General features: G+C 46.6%; 16 protein-coding genes and 10 tRNA genes. 7 read left to right on the top strand and 19 right to left on the bottom strand.

Annotation, left to right across the window (positions count from 1 at the left end; translation table 11 throughout):
- Positions 1-58: 58 nt before the first annotated feature.
- The 3 genes from F941_RS03870 (at position 59) to F941_RS03860 (ending at position 4320) form a co-directional block, all read left to right on the top strand.
- Positions 59-619: a YcxB family protein gene (locus F941_RS03870; RefSeq protein ID WP_005008081.1), complete on the top strand. Its 561-nt coding sequence runs from the start codon at positions 59-61 to the stop codon at positions 617-619.
- 181 nt (positions 620-800) lie between these two features.
- Complete coding sequence (locus F941_RS03865) at positions 801-3437, top strand: PepSY domain-containing protein (RefSeq protein ID WP_005008079.1); 2637 nt, start codon at positions 801-803, stop codon at positions 3435-3437.
- Between the two features lie 112 nt (positions 3438-3549).
- Positions 3550-4320 (top strand): YdcF family protein, encoded by a 771-nt coding sequence (locus F941_RS03860; RefSeq protein WP_005008078.1) that lies wholly within the window; start codon positions 3550-3552, stop codon positions 4318-4320.
- Between the two features lie 21 nt (positions 4321-4341).
- On the opposite strand, the gene F941_RS03855 is transcribed toward F941_RS03860, so the two are convergent.
- The 13 genes from F941_RS03855 to F941_RS03795 form a co-directional block, all read right to left on the bottom strand.
- On the bottom strand, positions 4342-4803 hold the full coding sequence (locus F941_RS03855) for a DUF2750 domain-containing protein (RefSeq protein WP_005008074.1): 462 nt from the start codon (positions 4801-4803) through the stop codon (positions 4342-4344).
- An 84-nt stretch (positions 4804-4887) separates the two neighbouring features.
- Positions 4888-4963: transfer RNA gene (locus tag F941_RS03850), tRNA-Val, on the bottom strand.
- Between the two features lie 110 nt (positions 4964-5073).
- Positions 5074-5150 (bottom strand) — tRNA-Asp (locus tag F941_RS03845).
- Between the two features lie 43 nt (positions 5151-5193).
- Positions 5194-5269 (bottom strand) — tRNA-Val (locus F941_RS03840).
- 30 nt (positions 5270-5299) lie between these two features.
- Positions 5300-5376, bottom strand: a tRNA-Asp gene (locus F941_RS03835).
- A 13-nt stretch (positions 5377-5389) separates the two neighbouring features.
- A tRNA-Val gene (locus F941_RS03830) sits at positions 5390-5465 on the bottom strand.
- Positions 5466-5495: 30 nt separating this feature from the next.
- Positions 5496-5572 (bottom strand) — tRNA-Asp (locus tag F941_RS03825).
- Between the two features lie 28 nt (positions 5573-5600).
- Positions 5601-5676, bottom strand: a tRNA-Val gene (locus F941_RS03820).
- Between the two features lie 21 nt (positions 5677-5697).
- Positions 5698-5774: transfer RNA gene (locus F941_RS03815), tRNA-Asp, on the bottom strand.
- Between the two features lie 49 nt (positions 5775-5823).
- Positions 5824-5900 (bottom strand) — tRNA-Asp (locus tag F941_RS03810).
- 28 nt (positions 5901-5928) lie between these two features.
- Positions 5929-6004, bottom strand: a tRNA-Val gene (locus tag F941_RS03805).
- 414 nt (positions 6005-6418) lie between these two features.
- Entirely contained in the window at positions 6419-6910 is a 492-nt protein-coding gene (gene elsL / locus F941_RS03800; protein ID WP_005008072.1) for a cell wall-recycling L,D-carboxypeptidase ElsL, read from the bottom strand.
- Positions 6907-7311 carry a YbaN family protein gene (locus tag F941_RS03795; protein WP_005008071.1) on the bottom strand — a complete coding sequence of 135 codons (405 nt, stop codon included), beginning with the start codon at positions 7309-7311 and terminating at the stop codon, positions 6907-6909. Before F941_RS03795 ends, elsL begins: the two co-directional genes overlap by 4 nt.
- Before the next feature lie 86 nt (positions 7312-7397).
- On the opposite strand from F941_RS03795, the gene F941_RS03790 reads away from it, so the two are divergent.
- The 3 genes from F941_RS03790 (at position 7398) to dapE (ending at position 9787) form a co-directional block, all read left to right on the top strand.
- Positions 7398-8261, top strand: a complete 864-nt coding sequence (locus F941_RS03790) for a DUF1853 family protein (RefSeq protein WP_005008070.1) — start codon at positions 7398-7400, stop codon at positions 8259-8261.
- A 130-nt stretch (positions 8262-8391) separates the two neighbouring features.
- The gene (locus F941_RS03785) at positions 8392-8535 is read left to right on the top strand and encodes an entericidin A/B family lipoprotein (protein ID WP_099048129.1); all 144 of its coding nucleotides are present in this window, start codon (positions 8392-8394) and stop codon (positions 8533-8535) included.
- Positions 8536-8650: 115 nt separating this feature from the next.
- Positions 8651-9787, top strand: a complete 1137-nt coding sequence (dapE, locus tag F941_RS03780) for a succinyl-diaminopimelate desuccinylase (RefSeq protein ID WP_005008066.1) — start codon at positions 8651-8653, stop codon at positions 9785-9787.
- A gap of 66 nt (positions 9788-9853) precedes the next feature.
- Here dapE and F941_RS03775 read toward each other — a convergent pair whose 3' ends face one another.
- The 6 genes from F941_RS03775 to pilG form a co-directional block, all read right to left on the bottom strand.
- A complete protein-coding gene (locus F941_RS03775) occupies positions 9854-10300 on the bottom strand; it encodes a hypothetical protein (RefSeq protein WP_005008064.1) in 447 nt (148 codons plus the stop codon).
- 3 nt (positions 10301-10303) lie between these two features.
- A complete protein-coding gene (locus F941_RS03770) occupies positions 10304-14761 on the bottom strand; it encodes a hybrid sensor histidine kinase/response regulator (RefSeq protein ID WP_005008061.1) in 4458 nt (1485 codons plus the stop codon).
- A gap of 168 nt (positions 14762-14929) precedes the next feature.
- Positions 14930-17002: a methyl-accepting chemotaxis protein gene (locus F941_RS03765; RefSeq protein ID WP_005008060.1), complete on the bottom strand. Its 2073-nt coding sequence runs from the start codon at positions 17000-17002 to the stop codon at positions 14930-14932.
- Between the two features lie 43 nt (positions 17003-17045).
- A complete protein-coding gene (locus tag F941_RS03760) occupies positions 17046-17582 on the bottom strand; it encodes a chemotaxis protein CheW (RefSeq protein ID WP_005008059.1) in 537 nt (178 codons plus the stop codon).
- 6 nt (positions 17583-17588) lie between these two features.
- Positions 17589-17957 (bottom strand): response regulator, encoded by a 369-nt coding sequence (locus F941_RS03755; protein WP_005008058.1) that lies wholly within the window; start codon positions 17955-17957, stop codon positions 17589-17591.
- A 26-nt stretch (positions 17958-17983) separates the two neighbouring features.
- Positions 17984-18367, bottom strand: a complete 384-nt coding sequence (gene pilG / locus F941_RS03750; protein ID WP_005008057.1) for a twitching motility response regulator PilG — start codon at positions 18365-18367, stop codon at positions 17984-17986.
- Between the two features lie 280 nt (positions 18368-18647).
- Between pilG and F941_RS03745 the strand changes: the two genes are divergently transcribed.
- On the top strand, positions 18648-19295 hold the full coding sequence (locus F941_RS03745; RefSeq protein WP_005008056.1) for a hypothetical protein: 648 nt from the start codon (positions 18648-18650) through the stop codon (positions 19293-19295).
- Positions 19296-19312 lie beyond the last annotated feature (17 nt).

Raw genomic sequence — 19312 nt, 5'->3', positions numbered from 1 at the left:
ACTGGATTGGTACAAATAATGCTAAACTTTTTACAGTTTGAAATTTGTTAGTTTAATCATGACCGCTAAAAACGTTTACGCTTATACCCTGCAGCCTGTGCCTTATGAAGTTTCTGAAGCTGAGCAGCGCAATGCGCAGCTGGTGCTGTCCCGCAGCAACTATAAAATCGGCACAAAAGCCTGGCTGATCATGGGCGCAATCATTGCCCTTTCACTGCTCGGAATTCTGTTAATTAAAAACTATTCAACAGTCTTCTGCTGGGTTGCCATTGCCTGTGTCGTTATTTATTTTCTTGTCCGCAAATTCGGCATCGAATGGTATGTAAAGCGCAAGCTGAATGAAACACCAGTTCAAGAAATTAAAGGCATCCGCTTAGGCGTACAGCCGCACGGCATTTCCATGCAGCAGCAGGTGGGCATGCAAATGGGCAATATGACTGTGGGCTGGAAAGATATTTACGAATGGTACAATACGCCAGAGTTCATTCTGATCAACTTTAAAATTAAAGATCAGCAAGGCGCGTATATTCTGCCTAAGCGCTTAGACAGCAAGAATTTTCCTTTTGCGACGATCCGCAAGCACTTAACTGAAACGGTTGGCGAGCCGAAATCAGTTTAAGCGGCTGAACAGCTTTCCGCTGATCTGAAAAGCCTCCTGCATTGGAGGCTTTTTTAATGCGCAGCGGCCAAGCGAATCAATAATGAGAATGAGAATAAATATTATCTTTAAATACACATTCTCTTCTCAATCTAAGGTTATAATTCGCGGCAACTTGCCACTTGCCTAAACATTGATTGCCATGTTTAAAAAGACCCTCTTCCAAATTCACTGGTTCCTCGGAATCAGCGCCGGTTTAATCCTTTCTATTATGGGGGTGACGGGCGCAATCTATTCTTATGAACAGCCGATTCAAAAATGGCTGAATCAGGAAAGCTATACGGTAAAAGCCGAACAAAAAGAAAAACTGACGCCTGCGCAAATTTATCAGCATTTTCAGCAGACCGATCCTTCTATAAAAATCAACAGCATCACCATAGATCATGACCCTGCAGCCTCTTCTTCCGTCAATATCGTAAAAGAAGGCGCGCGCAAGGGCTATAACATGATGATTAACCCTTACTCAGCTGAAATATTGCCCGAAGTCAAAGGCCGTGAATTTTTCCAATTCATTCAGCAGCTGCACCGCAATTTAACCGTAGGTGAGTTTGGCAAGCAGCTGACAGGCGCATCAACCCTGATCTTAATTTATTTTATTTTGAGCGGGATTTATTTACGCTGGCCTAAAAAGCATTCATTCAAACAATGGCTGATGGTCAAGCCGCAATTAAAAGGCCGCAATTTCCTGTGGGACTTGCATGCCGTGATTGGCACATGGGTCGTCATTTTCTATCTGTTGCTGGCGTTTACAGGACTGTACTGGTCGTATGGCTGGTGGCGGGACGGCATGTTTAAAGTGATGGGAGTGGAGCGTCCGCAGGCCGAAATGCAGGCTAAAAATGGGGCCGGCAAAGGCGGTGATGGGCCGCGTGAAGGCCAAGAGCAGCCGCGCGCCGGACAAAAATCTGCAGGCTCCGCAGAACAGGCTGAAGGCAAACAAGAAGGCCGCGGAGAGAAAAAAGGCTTAAAGCCTGAGCAGATCAGTCTTGCACTTGCCCAAACGTGGACAGGCTTCAATACTCAAGTTGGCCGTGAATATTCAAGCATCACCTTCAATATTCCGAAAAAAGCCAATGGCGAACTGGAAATCCAGTTTACAGATGCAGTGCCGCAGCATGAGCGCGCACGCAATAAAGCCACCTATGATTATTCAGCAGCCAAGATTCAAAAATTAGAGCTGTACGAAGACAAAAAGCTCAACGAAAAAATCATGAGCAGCATGCTGCCTGTGCACCGCGGCAGCTTCTTTGGCCCGGTCTATCAGTTCGCAGCGATGCTGGCTTCTTTGATCATGCCGCTGTTCTTTGTGACTGGCTGGATGCTGTATCTGAAGCGCCGCAAGCAAAAGCGCTTGGCCGTGCAGGCGCGCAGCAGCTTAGCGCCTATATCCGCAGACCCAAATGCCCAGCCTTGGCTGATCGTCTATGCCTCGCAAACAGGCTTAGCCGAACAACTGGCTTGGCGCACAGCCGTTAGCCTGCAGGAAGCGCGCCAGCCCGCCGCGGTTAAAGCAGTTCAGCAGCTGACTATGGATGACCTTAAGCAAGCCACGCAACTCCTGATGATTGCCAGCACCTACGGCACAGGCGAAGCGCCGGATTCAGCTTCTGCTTTTGAGAAAAAACTCATGCCGCAGCAGCAGGACTTCAGCCATCTGAAGTTTGCCGTGCTGGCCCTCGGATCTAAAGAATACCCTGACAGCTATTGCGCTTTTGGCCATAGAGCATTCACTTGGCTGTCTCAAAATGGCGCCAATGCACTCTTTGATGTCATTGAAGTGAATAATGGCGATGCAGCGGCCGTACAGCAATGGAATACTGCTTTAGCAGCAGTGACTAAGCTGGATCTGCAGGCCATGACGATCAATAAGACTTTTGATGTCTGGACACTTAAACAGCGCACGCTGTTGAACCCAGACAGCCTGGGCTCCCCTGCCTTCAATTTGGAATTCACTCCAAAACATGATGTGCATTGGCAGGCCGGCGATATTGCTGAAATCCAGCCAGGCAACAGTGCAGCGCGCATTGAGGCTTTCTTGGCTAAATACAGCATCAGTGCAAATGCAGCGGTTGAATCCACCGCCAAAAGCATTGCAGAAATGCTCTGGAACCGTGATTTGACTGTAAAAGCCGAACCTTTTGCCACTCTGGATCATTTGCTGGAACAGCTTCCTGTTCTGCCTTCCCGCGAGTATTCCATTGCCAGTATTCCTGAACAGCAAGTCTTGCGTTTAGTGGTGCGTCAGCAATCCGATGCTCAAGGGCAGCTTGGCCTAGGTTCTGGCTGGCTGACCCAGCATGCTGCCGTCAACAGTGAAATTGCCATGCGCATCCGCACCAATGAATCCTTCCATCTGATTCATGATAACCGCCCGATTATCCTCATCGGCAACGGCACAGGCATTGCCGGCTTAATGAGCCTGCTCAGTTCACGCATCCGTTCAGGCTATACAGACAACTGGCTGATTTTCGGTGAACGCCAGCGTGAGCATGATTTCTTCTTCCAAAGCACAATCGAAGCTTGGCAAAGTACAGGCATGCTGCAGCATCTAGACTTGGCTTTCTCACGCGATCAGGCTGAAAAAATCTATGTGCACCATAAACTGCGGAAACAGGCTGCTGAACTGCAAAAATGGATCGAAAATGGTGCAGTGATTTATGTTTGCGGCAGCATCAACGGCATGGCCAGCGATGTAGATTCGGCCTTGCGGGAGATTTTAGGCGAAACTGAGGTGGATCAGCTGAAACAGGATGGCCGCTACCGCCGCGATGTCTACTAAGCCGAATCATTGCGCTTTAAGCCAATAAAAAACCGAGCCTCAGCGCTCGGTTTTTTATTGCCATCAAATTGTTTAAACTGCTCAATCTACTCCAGCAAAATACTTGAGCTGTATGAAAAGAGTCCTGCTGTTTGCCTTTGGGTTTCTCTTAATCGTGGATGGCCTGTGGCTGCTGTCTTTGGACAAAATTCACTTAGGCATTGTCCTGCCCATTTTCATTGGCCTGATCTTTATGATGACGGCCATATTTTATGGCGCTATTCAGCGCTTTTTAGCTCAGCATCCAAAAGTTCATTCTTTTTGGCGGGTCAGCTGGGCAGTTTTTTGGCTCTGGTTAATAAGTTTGGCTGGATTCTTTGCCTATCTGCACTACAGTTCACAGCAATCCGCCAGCATTCCCAAAGTCCGCGCCATTATTGTATTGGGCAGCGGCATTGAAAATGGACAGCCTTCACCGACACTCAAAGCCCGCTTGGATGCGGCCGTTCCAGCGGCACAGCAAAATCCTCAGGCAGCCATCATTATGACAGGCGGTTACGGCAGGCATGAAAAAGTGTCTGAAGCCGCAGTCATGCGGCAATATATGCTGCAGGCACATCATTTGCCGGCGCAGCGGATTTATTTAGAAGATCAAAGCACCAGTACCGCATTAAATCTGGCCAACAGCAAAGCGGTTTTAGCTCAGCTGCATATTCGTGCCGATCAGCCGGTTGCTATCGTCAGCAGTGACTTTCATCTGCCGCGTGCGGCGGCTATTGCCAAGCATGAAGGCTACAGCCATATTTACACAATCAGTGCGCCAACACCGCTGTATATCCGCTATAACTCTTGGCTGCGTGAATATTTCGCGTTTCTAAGCGGCTGGCTGCTGAATGAATATTAGTACACGGGCTAATGAAAACTTTTAATTGATTCGGATATTGCGCGGCAATGGAATATTCAGATCTTTAAAAAAATCCGGCTTTTGCACATAGACCTGATATAAATAATTCTTTAAATCCAACAGCAGTTTTTCAGGCGCGACCAAAATATTCTGCCCTTCCGGGGTTAGATCCATAGACACGGCTGTGTTTTGTTCACGCAAGAATGGAATCACTTTTTCAATGAAATCTTTCAGGCTGATTTCCTGCGTTTCGTAATTGGCCCAATTGTCTTTAATTAATAATTTTGCGAGGCTTTTATTTTTCCAGACAGCAAAGGCTTTTTGCCCTGTGGGTGTTGCGCATAATGCCCAGCCGTCCTGATACAATGCAATCAATCCAGCTTGCGCAACCATAGTTTCAATAAATTGTTTATAAATGTCTTGAGGATTGTAAGATGCTGTTTGAGTTTTAGCCGCTGCCTTGCGCTGATATGGATTTCTCATAGATCACATAGATGTATTAAAATTATTATAGACTGTAAATTCTATGAAAAAATAAACTATTAGGCAAGCTTTAGAGGAAATATATGGTGGGCGCTGACGGGATCGAACCGCCGACATTCTGCTTGTAAGGCAGACGCTCTACCAACTGAGCTAAGCGCCCTGAGGAATAAAAACAACAGCGTTGTTTTTATGACGCAAGACAAACGGAGTGCGTAGTCTTGGTATTTGAAATATCTTAAATCTCAGGAATTTAAGACATTTTAAGATAAATGGCGCAGCGGACGGGACTCGAACCCGCGACCCCCGGCGTGACAGGCCGGTATTCTAACCAACTGAACTACCGCTGCATCACGTTACTTCTAGGAAGTACACTTTATATCTTAAAAGATATGGTGGGCGCTGACGGGATCGAACCGCCGACATTCTGCTTGTAAGGCAGACGCTCTACCAACTGAGCTAAGCGCCCTTTAAGGGTTTGGTGCATTTATTCTTAAAATGGCGCAGCGGACGGGACTCGAACCCGCGACCCCCGGCGTGACAGGCCGGTATTCTAACCAACTGAACTACCGCTGCATCACAAAGAATATGGTGGGCGCTGACGGGATCGAACCGCCGACATTCTGCTTGTAAGGCAGACGCTCTACCAACTGAGCTAAGCGCCCTTTAAGGGTTTGGTGCATTTATTCTTAAAATGGCGCAGCGGACGGGACTCGAACCCGCGACCCCCGGCGTGACAGGCCGGTATTCTAACCAACTGAACTACCGCTGCACTTTAATATCTTAACGCTGAAAAAGCTTGGTGGGCGCTGACGGGATCGAACCGCCGACATTCTGCTTGTAAGGCAGACGCTCTACCAACTGAGCTAAGCGCCCTCAAAAGATCAATCATGTAAATGGCGCAGCGGACGGGACTCGAACCCGCGACCCCCGGCGTGACAGGCCGGTATTCTAACCAACTGAACTACCGCTGCATTTACACAATGTCGCTATTGTGGTTCAAACGAATATTAAGACTTAAAGTGGCGCAGCGGACGGGACTCGAACCCGCGACCCCCGGCGTGACAGGCCGGTATTCTAACCAACTGAACTACCGCTGCACTTTAATATCTTAACGCTGAAAAAGCTTGGTGGGCGCTGACGGGATCGAACCGCCGACATTCTGCTTGTAAGGCAGACGCTCTACCAACTGAGCTAAGCGCCCTTTCAAAACGTCTTCATCGTTTGATGAGGTGCATTATAGAGAATCTTGACCGAGTGTCAAACGCTTTTCTGCGAGTTTTCCACTTTTTAAGCCTGAGTGATTAAAAAATAGGTGATATGCTGTAAAAACCTGCATTTTTTGTATAATTTTTAAATGCATATCTAAATTCAGCTACTTTTTAACAGCTGTTCCTCAATAAAAATACTACTTCTTACCGCTTAAATTTCCCATCAATTGACAGCTTGATTGGTTTAGCTTCAATTTAAATCATCATATGCCAAATATGATAAGCCTCATCTCTCAGCCTTGTCTTCTTTAGCGCTCTTCTGATGCAAAAAAGAACTGAAAGGCCTCAGCAGTTGCAGCGCTATGCATATTCTGCACACGCTGCTTTAATGCAGCATTCCCCTTTCTTTATTCTGCAATATAAACCAAAGCCTGCTCTGGAATCAGCTCAAACAATTCTGCAATATCGCTGTTGCGCATGCGGATGCAGCCGTGTGACATTGGAATGCCCATCGGTTCAGAGTCCGGCGTACCGTGAATATAAATATAGCGCTGATAGGTGTCGCAGCCGTCTCCGCAGTTAAACCCATCTTCCAAGCCGCTTAGCCAGAGTATGCGTGATAATATCCAGTCACGTTCAGGATGCTGTGCCGCTAATTCCTGGCTGTAAATCTCCCCTGTCGGCTTGCGGGCAATAAATACTGTGTTTAAAGGCTGTTCGGCTCCAAACTTCTCAGCAATGGCATGCCAGCCGCGCGGTGTTTTGCCGCTGTTTTCTGCTTCCCCAATGCCATTTTTACCTGTAGAAATCACATAAAACTTATTCAGCTTATTTAAGCTTAAAGTCTGATGCTTTAAATCAATGATAATGTCAGCTTGATCCAGCGCGTATTGCGTCATTTGTCTTTCTCAGTCTTTTCACAATTCATATTGATGCTTAACTGCGGAGGCTCTGGGCGCAGCCACAGCCAGACGGCTACCAGCAGCATCGTCACATCCGTAAAAACCTTCACCGCAAAGGGTGCGCTGGTAAACAGCATAATCATGCCGCTGATCAGCATCATGATGCTGGCAATCCACTTGGCTTTGCGCGGCACTGTGCCATTTTCGCGCCATGCGCGCAGGGTTGGGCCATATTTAGGATGGTTCAGAAGCCATTCATCCATTTGCGGCCAGCCTTTGGACGCCGCCCAAGCGGCCAAAATCAAAAACACTGTTGTTGGCATTCCCGGCAATATTGCGCCGATAAAACCCAGTATGACAAAAATCACCACAAGGCTTCGCCAAAACAACGTCTTCATACCACAGCCCAACTTTCAGAATTAAGGTAGTATAAAGTGTTTTTGCAATTTATCCGTTGTTATTCTGCACTTTCCTCAGGCGATACATGCACCTTATTTTTTTAAATACTGATCTGGATGAACGCTGGCTGCAATTGTCACAGCCGCTGGTCCGCCAACTGGCATTTTGCATCGGCAGCGCCAATATTCTTGGCTGCCTGCCTGCTGAACTGCCCATAACGCATTCATTTCAATTTCATGAAAATGCCGTCTGGGTAAAGCATTTGGACAACTATTGGCTGCGCCTGCAGTATTTAGATCAGCATCCTGATGAGCTGATCCGCTTTCTGCAGCAATTAAAAAGCACCCGGCTGGGTTTGCGTTTCGAAATGTTTATTTGGTTCTGGCTGCTTGACCATCAGTATCACCCCTATCAACTGCTGGGCCACAGCATTCAAAAAATTGCCGGCGCGCGCACGCTGGGTGAACTGGATTTTGTATTATTCAACAGTACCACGCATGAAGTTGAACACTGGGAAGTAGCGCTGAAGTATTATTTGGCGGAGCGCGATTTTTCACTGCCCTTTTGGTACGGCCTGAACCGCACTGATACGCTCAGCCGGAAACTGCAGCATTTTACAGCAAAGCAGTTCCAATTTTCCGATGCTTTGGAACAGCCTATTCAGCGCCGCTACTGCATTTTAAAAGGCCAGTTATACCTGCCGGCAGCCAGCGCCGAGGCAGCCCTGCCCGCCTGGATTAATCCTGCGCGCAGAATCGGCTTATGGGGACACCAAATCCCGGAAAAATCTCAAGGCTTTTACCGCCTGCAGCGCCACGAATGGATTTGCGCCAATCCGTCCGCCAGCAGTCTAAGCCCAAAATGGTGGACGGATGGCCTATATAAGTCGGCACGGCATGAGCACTACTATATGTACCGTCAGCCCAGCTTACTGGCGAATCATGTCTGATGCTGCTGTCAGATCGAGGTATTACATTTGCTTACTGAAGCACTATAAAAACTGTATACAGTTTAACCTGTGTATTTTTTAATCTAACTCTCACATCAGAATAATTTAATTATTCATAATTATGGAGATGATGATGAAAAAAATTCTTGCTGCTTCACTGATCGTGGCTTTTGCTTTAACGGGCTGCAACACATTCAAAGGTTTTGGTAAAGATGTATCGAAAGCGGGCGATGCAGTCACCAATACCGCGGAAAAAACCGAAAATAAAATGTAATTTATCCTGTCCATCAAAAACCTTATCGGCTGATAAGGTTTTTTTACGTTTAATTTTTCCCTTATTTTGCTGATTCGCCTATTATATTGCGACATTTTAGACTTTAAGATTCAGCATGACTTCATCATCAGCGACCCTCGATCTCAGCCTAGAGCTTCTGCGTCAGCCTTCAGTAACTCCTGTCGATCATACTTGCCAAACCATTATGGCGGACCGCTTGGAAAAAGCAGGCTTCACTATTGAACATATGCGTTTTGATGACGTTGATAACTTGTGGGCGCGCCGCGGTGCGGAGTCTCCTGTTTTCTGTTTTGCCGGACATACCGATGTGGTTCCGACGGGCAGTCTGGAAGACTGGAATTCAAACCCCTTTTTCCCTGAAATCCGCGACGGCAAGCTTTATGGCCGCGGCAGCGCAGATATGAAAACTGCGCTGGCAGCAATGGTGGTTGCTTCTGAACGCTTCACTGCAAAACATCCAAATCATAAAGGCTCAATCGCTTTTTTAATTACTTCAGATGAAGAAGGCCCATCCATTAACGGCACTGTGAAAGTGGTCGAAACGCTGGAAGCCCGCAATGAAAAAATGGACTGGTGCTTAGTCGGCGAACCATCAAGCACCAATACGCTGGGCGATATTGTTAAAAATGGCCGCCGCGGGTCTTTAAATGCCAAACTCACGGTAAAAGGCAAGCAGGGCCATGTAGCGTATCCGCATCTTGCGGTCAATCCGATTCATACGGCGTCTAAAGCCCTTGCAGAATTGTGTGAAACTGTTTGGGACAACGGCAATGAGTACTTCCCGGCAACCTCTTTCCAAATTTCAAATATCAATTCAGGCACTGGCGCGACCAACGTGGTTCCGGGCACAATGACAGCGCTGTTTAACTTCCGCTACTCGACTGAAGTCACCGCAGAAGAACTCAAATCCCGCACGCTTGAAATTTTAGACCGCCAAAATGTTGATTATGATATTGAATGGACGCTGTCTGGCTTGCCGTTTTTGACCCCAGTCGGTGAGCTGGTAAATGCGGCAAAAACAGCGATCCTGAATGTGACAGGTGTTGAAACTGAGCTTTCCACCAGCGGCGGCACCTCGGATGGGCGCTTTATTGCACCGACTGGCGCTCAAGTGCTGGAGCTGGGTGTGCTGAATGCCACCATTCATCAGGTCAATGAACATGTGAATGTGAATGATTTAGAGCCTTTGGCTGAAATTTATGAGCAAATTTTAGAAGGCTTATTGGCTTAATTTAAATCATGCATAAAAAAAGGAACTCCACTGAGTTCCTTTTTTTATGCTTAACATTCTGTGAGTTTACAAGCCAATAGCTGACTGAATGTGAGTCAAATTCGGTATGTGATAGATCTGATCACCCATGCGCACATACTGGAAAATGGCCGGGTCAGACATAACATGATCTTCATCCACAATTTCTGAAATACGCAAACGGACTGATTTCGGCATTTCATTGCACATCAGCGCAAAGCGCTGACTGACATCTTCACCTTCAATGACCAGCGCCACGCCATTTAGACGTTCAGGTTCATTCACCGCATAAACCGGCAAATTCAATTCATGCCATTGCACGCTTTGCACCTGAGTTTCACTGTCCAGTGCTGACAAGACAATATTTTGCGGCAGCAGCATCGGCTCTTTGCCATGGCAATCAATGATATATGCATCAATAAATCCGGTAGAAACCGTAATTAAATGCTGCAGCTCCTGCTGGCTAATCTCATTGGATACAGTAGTCTGACTCATTGATTACTCCTGTTTCTCTGCAATTAAACTTTCAATATTGGCCAGCAGTTCCGCTTCCTGGAACGGCTTGCCCATATAGTGCGTTACACCCAAGCTGAACGCGCGCTCACGGTGTTTTTCACCAGTACGCGAGGTAATCATGATAATCGGCAAGTCTTGGTGAATGTCATGATGGCGAACCAAGTTCGTCACTTCAAAACCATCCATGCGCGGCATTTCAATATCCAGCAGCATCAAGTCTGGTCTTACATTTTCCAGCTGTTCTATGGCGTCCACACCATCTTTCGCCGTCACAATGTCATAGCCTTGACGTTCCAGCAAGCGAGATGTCACCTTACGCACCGTTACCGAGTCATCCACAATCATGACTAAGCGGCGCGCATTGCCGTGGCGTGACAGATCACGCTGATCTTTACTGCGCTTAACGCGCTGTGTCGCCTGAATCTGACGCGCAATGCTCTGGCCGTCCAAAATTAAGCAAACTTGGCCATCACCCAGAATCGTCGCGCCTGCGATCACGCCAACATTAGAGAACTGCTGGCCAATTGGCTTAACTACAATTTGCGCACGCGAGCCAATCAGCTGATCAACCAGCAGCGCAATGGTTTGGCCGCTGTTGCCTTTAATCAGCAGCACCGGCAAGGAGTGCGCGATTTGGCCTAAACGCGGTGTAGGCAAATTAGAAACGAACTCGGATAAATAGCGCAATTTGTAATGCGTATTGTCAATTTTAAAGGTATCTGCCTTGCTGCTGAAATAGTCTTCCAGCGCTGACGGCGCAATACGCACAATACGGTCAATTTGCGCCAGAGAAATCGCAAACTGCTGATCACCGGCTTTCACCATCAAGGCATCACTGACCGCCACGGTGGTCGGCACACGGATGGTAAAGGACGTGCCTTTGCCCAATTCAGACTCGACCGTTACATGCCCGCCCAGCGCTTTAATTTCACTTTGCACAACATCCAGACCTACCCCGCGTCCGGAAATTTGCGTAACAGCCTGCGCGGTACTGAAGCCCGGATGGAAAATCAGCTGCAGAATTTCCTGCTTATCCAAGAGCTGATCTTCTTTGATCAAACCTTGACTTAAGGCTTTGGCCTTAATCTTCCCTTCATCAATGCCTTTGCCGTCATCACTGAACGTGACCAAAACATCGGTGCCTTGACGGCTGATGTTTAAAACAATGTTGCCCACTTCCGGCTTGTTCAGCGCTATGCGGTCAGCCGTATCTTCCAAGCCATGGTCGATCGCATTACGGAGCATGTGCTCAAATGGCGTCACCAGGCGCTCTAAAATTGTACGGTCCAGCTCACCTTCGGTATTCTGCACAATCAATTCTGCGGGACGGTTCAAGGTAGATGAAGTTTGACGCACAATACGCTGCAAACGCGGCAGCATGCGCGAGAACGGCACCAGACGGGTGCGCATCAGGCTTTCTTGAATTTCGGCCTGAATGCGTGATTGCTGAAGCAGCAAGCCTTCGGTATCGCGGATTTTTTCAGACAGCGTACTCTTAAAGTCAACCAAATCCGATGCTGATTCAGCCAAAGATTTAGACAGCTGGTTCAGCGATGAATACTGGTCCATTTCCAATGGGTCAAAATCGGCATAGCGCGAATTTTCAGAGCCATGCTTCGCAATAATCTGCGACTCCAACTCGCCTTCCATTCGGCGCAGCTGGTCAGCCAAACGCTTGATGGCCAATTCCATCTCGTTCAGGGTATTGCCCAGCTGTCCCAAATCCATCTCAATACGCGAACGGTTGATTGAGTTTTCGCCCGCCAAGTCAATCATTTTCTCAACCAGATCAGCCGAAATTCGGATCATCTCGTTGCTGTTGTCTGACTTAAGCGTATCTGACCATTCACCTTGCATCGATGGCGGCTCTGCGCCATCGCCTTGGATGAATTCAAAACCGCGCGACGCAGGGCTTTGCTCAGACCGCGTGAAGCTGTTCGGCAGCTGTGCTGTTACATTGACAAATTCAATTGAATCCAGACTGAATTTAATGCTGTCAAAATTGCTGTAGTCTTTCTCGAAGATCGCCTGCTTTAACCAGCTGACAGTCGTTTGCAGCAAATCATCATAAACATTAGAGCTGAAATGATGTACAGCAAATTGCTCAAAGGTTGTTTCAAGCTGGTAAGAAATCGCCGCAACAGGCTCATTCTCCACCATACGCGCGCCGCCTTTAATACTGTGGGCTGCACGCTGCAGTTGAAGCAAAATGCTGCGGTCACTGCGCTGTTCAAACCATTTTGCCAGCAGCTGTTCTGTATTTTCCAATACTTCTTCAGCTTCTTCCAAGAAGGTTTCCTCAACAACAGTCCGCAGCGCCTGATCTTCATCCGAGCTAACCCGCTCATCCGCTGCATCTGCGCTTTGCTCAAGCACAGGCTGAGGCATTTCGACCGGTGCTGTTTCTTCTGCAGGCGCGGTACTGCCTTCAGTTTCAACTGCAGCTGGAAATACCTGTTCTGGCTCTTCCGCAACAGCTTCCACCGCATATGCTTGATCCGCCGCCAGCCCTTCCTCAGCGGCATCTACTTTAACAGCGGCAGTTTGCCCTGCAGATAGAGACTGAATGTTTTGAACAATATCAATCACGGCATGCGCAGGATAATCGATATTTTGATCACGGATCGTCTGGATACGGTCAGAAACATCATCCTGAACTAAGCGGATGATTTGAATCAGCGCTGGATTGATGGCAATTTGCTGGCGGATAATGCGTTCATAAACAAATTCCAGCTCATGTGCAATTAAGCCGATATGTGTTGCTGAAATCATATTTGCACCGCCTTTCAAGGTGTGCAAATAACGCATTAAATTGTTCAGGGCGCCAATATTGCTTTGATCTTTTGCCCAAGTGCTTAAATCATCATCAATACCCGACAGCAGTTCATCCGCTTCTTCCAGGAAGATAGCCAGCAAGTCTTCATCAAAGTCTTTATTTGCCTCAGCAGATTGAAGCTGAGCGCGCTCCGCGGCAATCCGCTGACTTAACTGCGCATAGTCCACACCAGCCGGAACAGCTGCTTCTAGCGGAGTCTGCGCTTCTTTTGGCTGTGCATGAACAGCAGCCTGCTCTACATCCTGCTGAACAAAAGCAGACAGTTCACTGAGCAATTTTTGCGCTTCAGCATTCAAAACCACACGCTGACCTGCAGCCAAGGTATCGAACAAATGGATAAACTCTTGATGCGCTTGCGCAAACAGTTCATACGCATAGTTGAGGTTCATCAGTTCTGGCTTCTCGACCAGCACATCATAGCCCTGCTTCAATTCTGCAGTGAATGCATGGATTCCTGCGGAAGCGCGGTTATCCGTGTGATCCAGCAGCAATTTCGCCTGTGAACTCAACACAGTCAGATATTCTGGAAACTCAGCCTTAGCGCGGCTGTCAAATTCAAACTCTGCATCCAGCAGCTGATCAATATTCAATTCGATCAGCTTAGACACTAAGCCTTGCGGGTTAATATCTGCGCTGACGTCTTCAGCGGCAAAACCGTAATCATTCCATGCTGTGCTGAATGTTTCATAGATCGCATCCAGCTGGCTGCTGGAGCCTTGACGCATAGTCAGCAGATAGTCACGGACAAATTCAGCGTACTGAATCAGCAATGCGCTTTCTTTTGAGGTAGAGACAATGTCTTCCTGCAGCAAGGTTTTAAACAGGTTTTCAACTTTTGTGCTGGCTTCAAAAATCTGATCAATTTGCGCCATTGATGAGCTGCCGCGCAGGGTATGCAAGGCGCGGATCAGGCCATTATAATCCTGAGCTTGATCATTTTCTGTTTTCAGGAACTGATCAATGGTATGCAAATGCTCTTCAGCTTCTTCAATAAAGATCGAAACTGTTTCTTCAATATAGTGGTCTTCACTTTCAGCAGCAGAGACTGTTCCTGCTTCCGCATTTTCAGCTGCATCAGCCAGTTCGAGGCCGGTCAACACGCTTGGCGCATTTAAAGCATCGGCCAGGCTTAATAATTCTTGCAGTGCCGGCTCAGGGCTGAGTCCCTGCTGCAGCTGCTGGCCCAATAAAACCAAAGGGCGCAAGTCAATATCCAGCTCTTCTACCGTTTTAAACCGCGGATACAACTTATACTGATAAACATTTAAAACTGTTTGAGCAAATTTCTGGATGACGGGCGTCAGCACAACTGTGCCTGAAAGCACACGGTTAAGCGTATCTTCCACGATCCATGCAGTTTCACCGGCAGATTTGGCGCCCACCATGCGTCCAGAACCTTTTAAAGTATGGAAATGGCGGCGAATCGTAGTCAGCGTTTCTGGATTGTTCGGTTCTTCTAGCCAACCCGTAAATAAAGAATTTAATTCAGCAAAGATTTCTTCTATTTCTTCAACAAAAATTTCTAAAATTTCTGCATCTTGATCTAGATAGCTGTCTTCCGGAAGCGTAGTCGTTTCTACTAAATTTTTTAATATTTCTTTCATAGCTAAGGCTTCTTACGTTTTTGCCACCAAGCAGGGTGCTCAAACTTAATTGTAACCATCACGCGTGACTCAACTTGTTGTCGTTGAATTCATCTTGACGATGCTTTATCTGTGTTTCGTGATGCGCCTCACCCTTAAGCAAGGCGCATTTCCCCAAAGCCTTCTGACTTAGTCTGGAAGTTTAAAGTCAGATACAGATTCACGTAATGATTCGGCCATGTTCGCCAATTCAGATACCGAACGTGCAGTATCAAAGGTTGCAGTTGTGGTTTGAGATGTAATTTCCTGTACAACATTCATCGTTGTCGCAATATGGCCCGCAGAAGCAGACTGAAGTTTTGCAGCATCGGAAATGTTCGCAATCAGTTTTGCCAAGTTGCCAGATACGTTCTGAATTTCATCCAGTGCAACACCGGCATCCTTAGATAAGTTTGCACCGCGGACAACCTCAGAAGTGGTCTGTTCCATGGAAATAACCGCTTCGTTGGTATCGGTCTGAATGGTTTTTACCAAGCCTTCAATCTGTTTGGTTGCAGATGCTGAACGCTCAGCCAGACGCTGTACTTCATCCGCTACCACGGCGAAACCGCGGCCTGCTTCACCCGCCATGGACGCCTGAATCGCAGCGTTCAATGCCAAGATGTTCGTTTGGTCGGCAATATCGTTAATCAGGGCAACAATGTTACCAATCTCTTGCGAAGACTCACCCAAACGCTTAATACGTTTTGAAGTTTCCTGGATCTGTTCACGAATCGTGTCCATCCCCTCAATTGAGCGGTTTACAACTTGCGCGCCATTGGCAGCAATTTGTACTGAACGTTCTGCTACCACAGCAGACTCATCGGCGTTGGCAGATACTTGGTCAATAGACATTGCCATTTCGTTAATCGCCGCAGATGCACCCGCAATCTCTTGCGCCTGATGCTCTGATGCTTCAGCCAGCTGGTTGGTAATGCCCTGCGTATTCGCCGTATACTGCGCAACTTCTTGAGAAGTTTCTGTAATACGTGATACAAGGTCACGCAACTGGTCAATTGCGAAGTTAATCGAGTCGGCGATAGCGCCCGTGAAGTCTTCAGATACCGTTGCATATGAACGCAAGTCACCGTCCGCCAAGTCCGCGATCTCATCCAGTAAACGCAAAATCGCATTCTGGTTACGGTCGTATTCTTCCTGTAAGCGGCTTACACGCTGTTTATCTGATTGACCACGCAAAGCCAGCAGGCGGAATACACAAATTAAGAAGCCGACTAAGCACAGCAGCAGGAACAGTGCAGGAATCGCAATTTCCAAGTTAGAGCCGCTTGACAGTTTATTTAAGTTTGTCAGCAGTTCATCAGACTGAGCAAAAATAGAAGCAGAAGCCTGACGCACTTTTACAATTTGTGTTGAGTTTTTAAGAATGGTTGCCGCAGCGGATTTCAGTACATCATCATACTCTGCTTTAATGCCCGCTAAAGACTCACGTAAAGACTCATCAGAAATACGTTCTACACCCAGTTCCGCGCTGCCGTTCAGCTGCGCATTCAAGTATGACCCGAATGTTTCTGTATCGGCACTGAAGTCATCCGCAGATTCACGCGAACTTTCACTGCCCGTTAATACCGAACTGATCGAACGCAGAATACGTTCTGCAATAAATACCTGGTTCTTCGCAATCACCACCTGGTTGGACGGCATATTTTGACGCGCCATTTGGTCAACCATCAGGTTGTATTCAGCCTGAATACCAGGGATGGTTTCACCAATGGCAATGTTCGTGTCATACAATTTGTTAATGATTTTCTGCTGCGAAGAAATCAGCGTAATGCTGTCAGAAACTTTCTGCCACTGCGCTTCAACCGTTTTCAACGCTTGCGTTGCTGGATGTGTATCTTTCACCGTCTCTAAGTTGGCTTCGAAAGCAGCTTGAGATTCGGTCAGCTTTTTGATTGATTCCGGCGTGCCTGATGCCGTCGCTTCCGTCGCTTGACGCGAAATGGTTTGCGACAATAGGCGCAATTCACCCAAGCTTCGCGTCAACTCATTATTACGAGGAACACTGTAGAAAAGATACAGCAGCAAGAAAATTGCCACAAATAAACAGAAGGCTGCGCCCAAGATTAAAGGCTTAGACTTTTCACTATCACCAAATACGCGCGATAACTGCTCTGTTTGTGATTGAAACTTGGCTAATAAAGCATTACCGCTTTTACGGCCAGTGCTTTCGCCCGTATTTTTCTTCTTAAGTTTAAAGCCCATGCAGCCTCTCCCCGTTTTCGACCTAGATGTTTAGGTGCGACAATTAATTTATAAATTTTATTGATGCGTTCATATATTTAGGATTTTGCATCAAGCTGCTGAATAAGAAGACATGCCACTGCTGGTTATGCTGGTGAAAATATCCTTTGCAATATTCTGTTAAATTGCTGTCTAACTCAGTGCCCGCAGAAAAGTAACTTTTCTTATTGAAATGCTGAATCCCCAAAACCTGATCCACGATTAAACCGACATAATGGTCATTATGAGTGATGCACAGTACTTTTTGAGTCGGCGAGTAACTGCTTCGATGGCCCGAAAGGTAGTGCGCTAAATCAGACACTGACAGTAAACGGCCCCGAATATTCGCCAACCCCTGCACCCAAGACTGCGTATTCGGCACTGGGGTGCATTTTGGCGGATAGATTACTTCAGATACTTCACCCAAAGGAGCAACAAAATATTGCCCCATCATCTCAAAAGCAATGCCTGACCATCGGTTTACTTCATTTTCGGTAGAAACGTAGTTTTTATTGCCACGCTTTGCTATTCGAAGTAATTCGATAAATCCATTTGCTGCCATAGAGCTTTATCCTGCATTGAGGTGTTGCTTAATCACATCAATTAATTGTTTTTCATCAACAGGCTTAGTCAAATAGTCAGCTGCGCCTTGACGCTTGCCCCAAACGCGGTCAGTGGCCTGATCCTTGGTGCTGACAATGACAATAGGAATGTGCTTAGTGGTTGCGCCGCGTGCAATCTGACGAGTCGCCTGAAAGCCGTTCACACCTGGCATTACCACATCCATCAAAACCAAATCCGGCAATTCAGCTTGCGCCATGGTCACACCGTCCGCACCGTTTGAAGCCTCAATCACTTCAAAACCATGCTTCCCTAAAATCTCTTTGAAACGGAAAGTTTCTGTCGGTGAATCGTCCACGATTAAAATACGCGCCATTCCATTACCCCAAAAATAAATCTTTATTAAACAGTTACGTGATTACGGATAGCATTCAGCAATTCATCTTTGCTGAATGGCTTGGTTAAATATTCGTCCGAACCTACGACACGCCCCTTCGCCTGGTCAAACAAGCCGTCTTTACTTGAAAGCATGACAACTGGAATATTTTGATAATTTTGTGAATTTTTGATGAGCGCGCAAGTTTGATAACCGTCCAGGCGCGGCATCATGATATCAACAAAAACAATATCTGGATTTGCTTCAGCAATTTTAGACAGCGCTTCGAAACCATCTACTGCTGTGACCACTTCACATCCTTCACGCTGAAGCAGTGTTTCTGCTGTACGGCGGATGGTTTTTGAATCATCAATCACCATGACTTTTAGATTTTGGAATTTATCGTCCATTTAATGACCCTACCATTTTTAGATGTACAAACAAATTTTGTGAGCAGCTATATTTTTACAAGTTATTAACATTTTTAACATATATTTACTTGCTTTTTCAATGAGCATTTTCTGCTCGACCGCACATTAAACAATAATAACAACAACCGCTTCACACTTCCTAATGACCAACGATTTTTTTTTGTCTGGGAAAGGTTTTTAATTCTATCTTTTAGGACTAATATAACATTTTTATTACTTTAAAATAAGTAATTTAGTCAACTTTAAACTGGGGAGTCCAATGCTGAGTCAGTTTAGAAAAAAACTTACTTTCATTGAAGATCAAAGCATGTCTAAAAAAATTATTTTTATTGCTTGTCTATTGTCAAAGATGGCCTTTGCCGCGGCTCCAGCTTCCCAGCAGCCTAAAAGCGCCTGGTACCGCTACTATGACAGCAAAGGTGTGGCCAATATCAGCACCAGCGTGACTCCCAACCATATCCGCTATGGCTACGAAGCGCTTGATCAGAATATGCAGGTGATTAAGCGCAATAAGCCTTATAATGCAGAAGCAGACATTAAGCAAGCGCCTCAGCGCGCAGCCCAGGCCCAGCAAATAGCGAATGACAGCAAGCTCAAACGGGCCTATGGAAACAGCAGCACAGCGCTGCTGAAGAAAAAAGACGCGCTGACCCAAATCAACAAGCAGCTGGTTTTTCAGCAGGAACAATTGAAACAGCTGCAAAATGACCGTATTGTATTCGTCCGTCAAGAGCGTGAACATTTCCGCAAAGGCGAAACTGTGCCTGCGCAGTTAAAAACGATGCTTACAAATAATCAAAAAAATATCGTAATAAAAAAAGAATACATTCAATCTTTACAAACAAGCTATCGAAATACAGCAGCGGAATACGACAGAATTATTTCACGTTTAAAAGCAATGGAATAGTTTTATTTATTCGATTG

The sequence above is a fragment of the Acinetobacter bouvetii DSM 14964 = CIP 107468 genome, from assembly GCF_000368865.1.
GTDB lineage: Bacteria > Pseudomonadota > Gammaproteobacteria > Pseudomonadales > Moraxellaceae > Acinetobacter > Acinetobacter bouvetii.
The sequence above is the reverse complement of the archived record's forward strand: the minus strand, read 5'-3'. Positions and strand labels throughout refer to the sequence as shown.